This is a genomic window from Mycobacterium kyorinense, from assembly GCF_001672775.1.
GTDB classification, from domain to species: Bacteria; Actinomycetota; Actinomycetes; order Mycobacteriales; family Mycobacteriaceae; genus Mycobacterium; species Mycobacterium kyorinense_A.
Genome location: NZ_LZKJ01000131.1, coordinates 1 through 4,438, shown reverse-complemented (window position 1 = coordinate 4,438; position 4,438 = coordinate 1). Strand labels below are relative to the sequence as shown.

Sequence of the window (4,438 nt, the reverse complement as noted above, 5' to 3'; positions counted from 1 at the left end):
ACGCCGTGGAGCATGTTGACGATGTTGCGAAACGCGGTGTTCATCTGGCCCATGGTGTCGTAGGAGGTGGCCTGGGCCGTTCCGGTCCAGCCGGCTCCGGCGATGTTTTGGCTCGACGCCCACATCTTGCGGGCTTCGTCTTCGACGGTTTGGGCGTGCACGTCGAAACGGCCCGCCATATCCCGCATCGCGTGCGGGTCAGTCATAAAACGCGTGGTCATCTGAAGGTCTCCTTTGCGTGAGTAGCTGGTGGTGCGGTTTCGTCCGCCGTTGTGTCAGCCGGCGATCACCGGTCGAGCCATCACCGTCGGCTTGAAGCCATACCGCGGTGCGGCAAAGCCGTAGCCGCGTGCGCCTGCACCCGTCATCGGCATGCCAGGCATGCCGGGCATGCCGCCCGGCTCGGCCGCCGGAACGGCGCCGGTCCAACCGCCGGCCGGGAACCGCGCAAGGGCTGAGTTGGCCACGGGCGTAGCGGTGGTCCAGCCCTGCGGCACCGACAAGGAGCCGACCAGCTTTGCCTGACCGATCCCCGCCGACACGGCACCTCCGCCCAAGCCGGCCGGTCCGATCGCGGATATCCCAGCGCCCGGTGCCACTGCTGGGAGTCCGTCGATCCCTCCCAGAGCCAGCGGGTCGAAGGGCGCTATTGCCGCGCCGCGGATGACGGCGGCATCCGCCCCGATCTGGGTGATACCGGCGATGCCCATCGGGCTGAACGAGCTGCTCATCAGGTTCGTCCCGGCGTTCAGGAAATCTCCGGGTTGGATGCCCGTGCCGCCGAGAAGGCCCCCGAGTCCACCACCGGACCCGGTGTCTGCCATCGGTGATGCCAACCCCTGCAGCGTCGTAGGCATCGCCGTCACCATCTGGGACAGCTGTGACTGCGTGCTGGCACCGGCGGCTTGAGCACCCGCTGCCTGCTGCGCGACCAAACCCGCAGGGTTGGTGTTGCGTCGCGGCGCGCGGAAGGGAGTGACCTTCGAGGCGGCTGCGGAGCTGGCGGCATAGCCATACATCGCGGCGGCGTCCTGAGCCCACATTTCGCCGTAGTGGGCTTCGGTGGCCGCGATCGCCGGGGTGTTCTGCCCCAAAACGTTGGTGGCAACCAGCGAAGCGAGCTGCGTCCGGTTGGCCGCGACCACTGGCGGCGGCACCGTCATCGCGAACGCGGCCTCGTAGGCGCCGGCCGCTGCCTTGGCTTGCGCGGCGGTCTGTTCTGCTTGCGCGGCAGTCGTGCTCATCCACGTCGCGTAGGGCGCCGCGGCGGCCGCCATCGAGGCCGAGGCCGGCCCCATCCATCCTTCGCTGGTCAGTCCGGCGATCACCGACCCATAAGCGGCGGCTGTCGAACGCAATTCGGCGGCCAGTCCCTGCCACGCCGAGGCCGCGGCAAGCAGCGGGGCCGAGCCAGCTCCTGCATACATGCGCGCGGAGTTGAATTCTGGTGGGAATGCTCCGAAATCCATTGCTACATCTCTCCTTAACCGGCCGCGAGCGCGTTGGCGGCCTCGGTGACCGCGTACGACCCGGCGCTGGCGCGCATGGTGGACACAAACATTTCGTGTATCGCCGCCGCTTGAGCGCTGACGGCCTGGTACAGCTGTGCGTGCGCAGCGAACTGCGCGGCGGTCAGCGCCGAGACCTCGTCCGCGGCGGCGGGAAACACCGCAGTTGTCGGGCCGGCGACGGCTGCGTTCTGTGCCGACATCGCAGAACCAATGCCCTGCAGGTTGCCGGCGGCCGCCGCCAACAACTCGGGCTGTGTGGTCACAAAAGTCATCGGACTTCTCCTTCGGGGAGCAGGCCGAATCCAGCCGTCACGGTGGCATCAGGGCATGCCGAAACCACGCACGCCTAACGTGAAGACGCGCCTATCAGCTCATTCAGGGCGAGCCGAATCAGATGGATGAAACCGTGCCGGGGACGGATTCGAACGAAATGGTCATCGATCTCGGATAGGGACTATCACTGGGACTCAATCTCGCTCTCACCTCCTCGCGGCCAGGGCACACGGGGGTGCCGACACGGTGCACAACGGGATGAGGCGCGCTGGCGATCAGCCTGGCGCGGCACCCCTCTCGTCAGAGCTTTGGCACTGCACGGCGTATCCGGTTGTCCCGGAAGCCACTTGGGCTCAACCCTTAAGCCGGGAGGAGCTGTCCTGACCCTGGGCGTCTTTCGACGTTCGAGGTCAGTGGCCTATATCCGTGCAGACGCCTCACCTAGCGAGGTGCTTGCAGAGGCCATGGTGGCACCGGAATCGAGGCACGTCAACTCGCCTCGCTTGGAACCGGTTTCGACCCCGTCGGCGGCGGCACGCTCAGAGGTTGCTGTACAGAATCGATGTCGGCGGCGGTGGCGAGTCCGTTTCGCCCGGGCAATGGCGCTGAGCACGGTGTTTAGTGTGCGGTCGACGACGTTGGTCCTCGCCGGCCTCGTGGTGAGCCGTCTAGAAGATGTTTGCACGCTGCTGAGCTGCTGTGAGCGTTTTCGGCCAGTTGCGCGCCGAGTCGATGACACCGGCATCGCTCCGGCGCAGCGCGTCGGGACCTCGACCCGGCCCCAGCCGGCCCGATGGCAGCACTGGCCGCGCGGCGCCGTCAGCTCCGCCCACACAGCAGAAAGTCGTTCGGGCAGTGGTGTTTTCGATGCTCCTCCGTTATCCGGCGGCCGGTGGATGTGCCATCACCGTGAGACGGAAGCCGTACCGGGGTGCGGCGAAGCCGAACCCCCGTCCGGACGAGCCCACCATCGGCATCCCGGGCATGCCTGGCGCCCCGGCCAACTCCCCTGCTGCGGCCTGCGGGGCCGCGGTCCAGTTAGAGACCAACGACGTCGCCGCTGATGGTGTCGTCGTCGAGGCAGCGGCCCAGGTCTGCGGCACCGACAACGGCCCGACCGATGCCGCCCGGCCCGCTCCCGCCAGTACGCCGCCGCCCAGACCTGCTGAGCCCGTCGGCCCAACCGCGCTGATCCCCGCCCCCGGCGTCAGAATGCCCGGACCTAACGCAGCACCTGAACCGGCAGCGGCGCCCGCAGTGTTGAGCGCCCGGATTACTGAGATGTCCGCCCCCATCTGGGTGATGCCGGCCAACGACATCGGCGTCAGCGAGCTACTCAGGAGATTCGTTGCGGCGTTGGTGATATCGCCGGGCCCCAAGCCCTGTGCGCCGGCAGCGGTCGAAAGCGCCGAGCCGGGGGCCGCGGACTGCAACGGCGCCGCGAAGCCCTGCAAGGTGCCGGGCGTCAGCGAAACCGCTTGGGACAGCGACGATTGCACGCCGGAGCCGGATGCAGCTCCAACGGACTGACCCACGGCGGCGCCCTGCCCCGCCAGGCCGGCCGGGTTCGTATTCTGCTGGGGCGGCGTGAATGGGTCCACTTTGGTGGCAGCTGCCGAGGCCGCGGCATAGCCGTACATTGCCGCGGCGTCCTGGGCCCACATTTCGCTGTAATGGGCTTCGGTCGCTGCGATAGCCGGGGTGTTCTGCCCCAGCACGTTGGTCGCAACCAACGACATCAACAGGCTGCGGTTGGCGGCGATCACCGGCGGCGGCACCGTCATCGCAAATGCCGCTTCGTACGCGGCCGCGGCTGCCCTGGCTTGGCTGGCCGTGGTCTCGGCCTGTGTCGCAGTCGTGCTCATCCATGCCGCATACGGCGCGGCGGCGGCCGCCATCGACGCCGAACCGGCGCCCAGCCAGGTGTTACCGGTAAGGCCGGAGATCACCGACGAGTAGGAAGCTGCCGCCGCATTGAGTTCGGCGGCCAAGCCATCCCAAGCCGATGCCGCCGCCATCAACGACCCGGCACCACCGCCGGCGTACATGCGGGCAGAGTTGAATTCTGGTGGAAATGCCCCGTAATCCATGGCGCCGTCCCCCCTTAACCCGCAGCGACCGCATTGGCGGCCTCGGTCGCGGCATACGAGCCCGCGCTGACCGACAGCGTGTGCACGAACATCTCGTGAACCGCCGCAGCCTGGGAGCTGACCACCTGATACAACTGGGCGTGCGCCGCGAATTGCGCTGCGGTCAGCGCCGATACCTCGTCGGCTGCCGCGGGCAGCACCGCCGTCGTCGGTCCGGCCGCGGCCGCGTTCTGGGCGGCAAGCCCAGCGCCGATTCCTTGCAAGTTGCCGGCCGCCGCAGACAGCGTTTCCGGCTGTGTCGTCACGAAAGACATTTGGACTTCTCCTTGCGGATAAGTCCGACCCGGTTACGGGCTTCGGTCGCTGTGCTGCTGGCGGACTGCGTCAACGCCCATGTGCTCCGAAGGTGGAGAGATGGCTTGGCGCAAGCGGATTCAGACGGCGAATACCCTGCCGTGACCGGATCGGAGCGAAACGGTCATCGATTTGTCGGTTCCGGTCGAAAAGTGAGCAGGTGATTCCGGTCGAAAAGTGAGCACCCTTCGATTGGAGAGTGATCACTGT

Annotated in this window: 5 protein-coding genes and 1 riboswitch; all 5 genes read right to left on the bottom strand. The window is 67.4% G+C overall.

Going from position 1 to position 4,438, the window contains the following annotated elements; translation table 11 throughout:
* On the bottom strand, positions 1–221 hold a 221-nt coding region (locus A5707_RS14155; RefSeq protein WP_065015099.1), incomplete at its 3' end, for a WXG100 family type VII secretion target.
* A gap of 54 nt (positions 222–275) precedes the next feature.
* Positions 276–1,469 carry a PPE family protein gene (locus A5707_RS14150; RefSeq protein WP_065015098.1) on the bottom strand — a complete coding sequence of 398 codons (1,194 nt, stop codon included), beginning with the start codon at positions 1,467–1,469 and terminating at the stop codon, positions 276–278.
* 14 nt (positions 1,470–1,483) lie between these two features.
* Positions 1,484–1,783: a PE family protein gene (locus A5707_RS14145; RefSeq protein ID WP_065015097.1), complete on the bottom strand. Its 300-nt coding sequence runs from the start codon at positions 1,781–1,783 to the stop codon at positions 1,484–1,486.
* A gap of 286 nt (positions 1,784–2,069) precedes the next feature.
* Positions 2,070–2,240: riboswitch (M-box (ykoK) riboswitch) on the bottom strand.
* A 422-nt stretch (positions 2,241–2,662) separates the two neighbouring features.
* A complete protein-coding gene (locus A5707_RS14140) occupies positions 2,663–3,874 on the bottom strand; it encodes a PPE family protein (RefSeq protein WP_065015096.1) in 1,212 nt (403 codons plus the stop codon).
* A 14-nt stretch (positions 3,875–3,888) separates the two neighbouring features.
* Positions 3,889–4,188, bottom strand: a complete 300-nt coding sequence (locus A5707_RS14135; RefSeq protein WP_065015095.1) for a PE family protein — start codon at positions 4,186–4,188, stop codon at positions 3,889–3,891.
* Positions 4,189–4,438 lie beyond the last annotated feature (250 nt).

Bases quoted from the DNA above. Each gene is read 5' to 3' on its own strand.
- A5707_RS14150 (WP_065015098.1), bottom strand. From the start codon at position 1,469: ATGGATTTCGGAGCATTCCCACCAGAATTCAACTCCGCGCGCATGTAT.
- A5707_RS14145 (WP_065015097.1), bottom strand. From the start codon at position 1,783: ATGACTTTTGTGACCACACAGCCCGAGTTGTTGGCGGCGGCCGCCGGC.
- A5707_RS14140 (WP_065015096.1), bottom strand. From the start codon at position 3,874: ATGGATTACGGGGCATTTCCACCAGAATTCAACTCTGCCCGCATGTAC.
- A5707_RS14135 (WP_065015095.1), bottom strand. From the start codon at position 4,188: ATGTCTTTCGTGACGACACAGCCGGAAACGCTGTCTGCGGCGGCCGGC.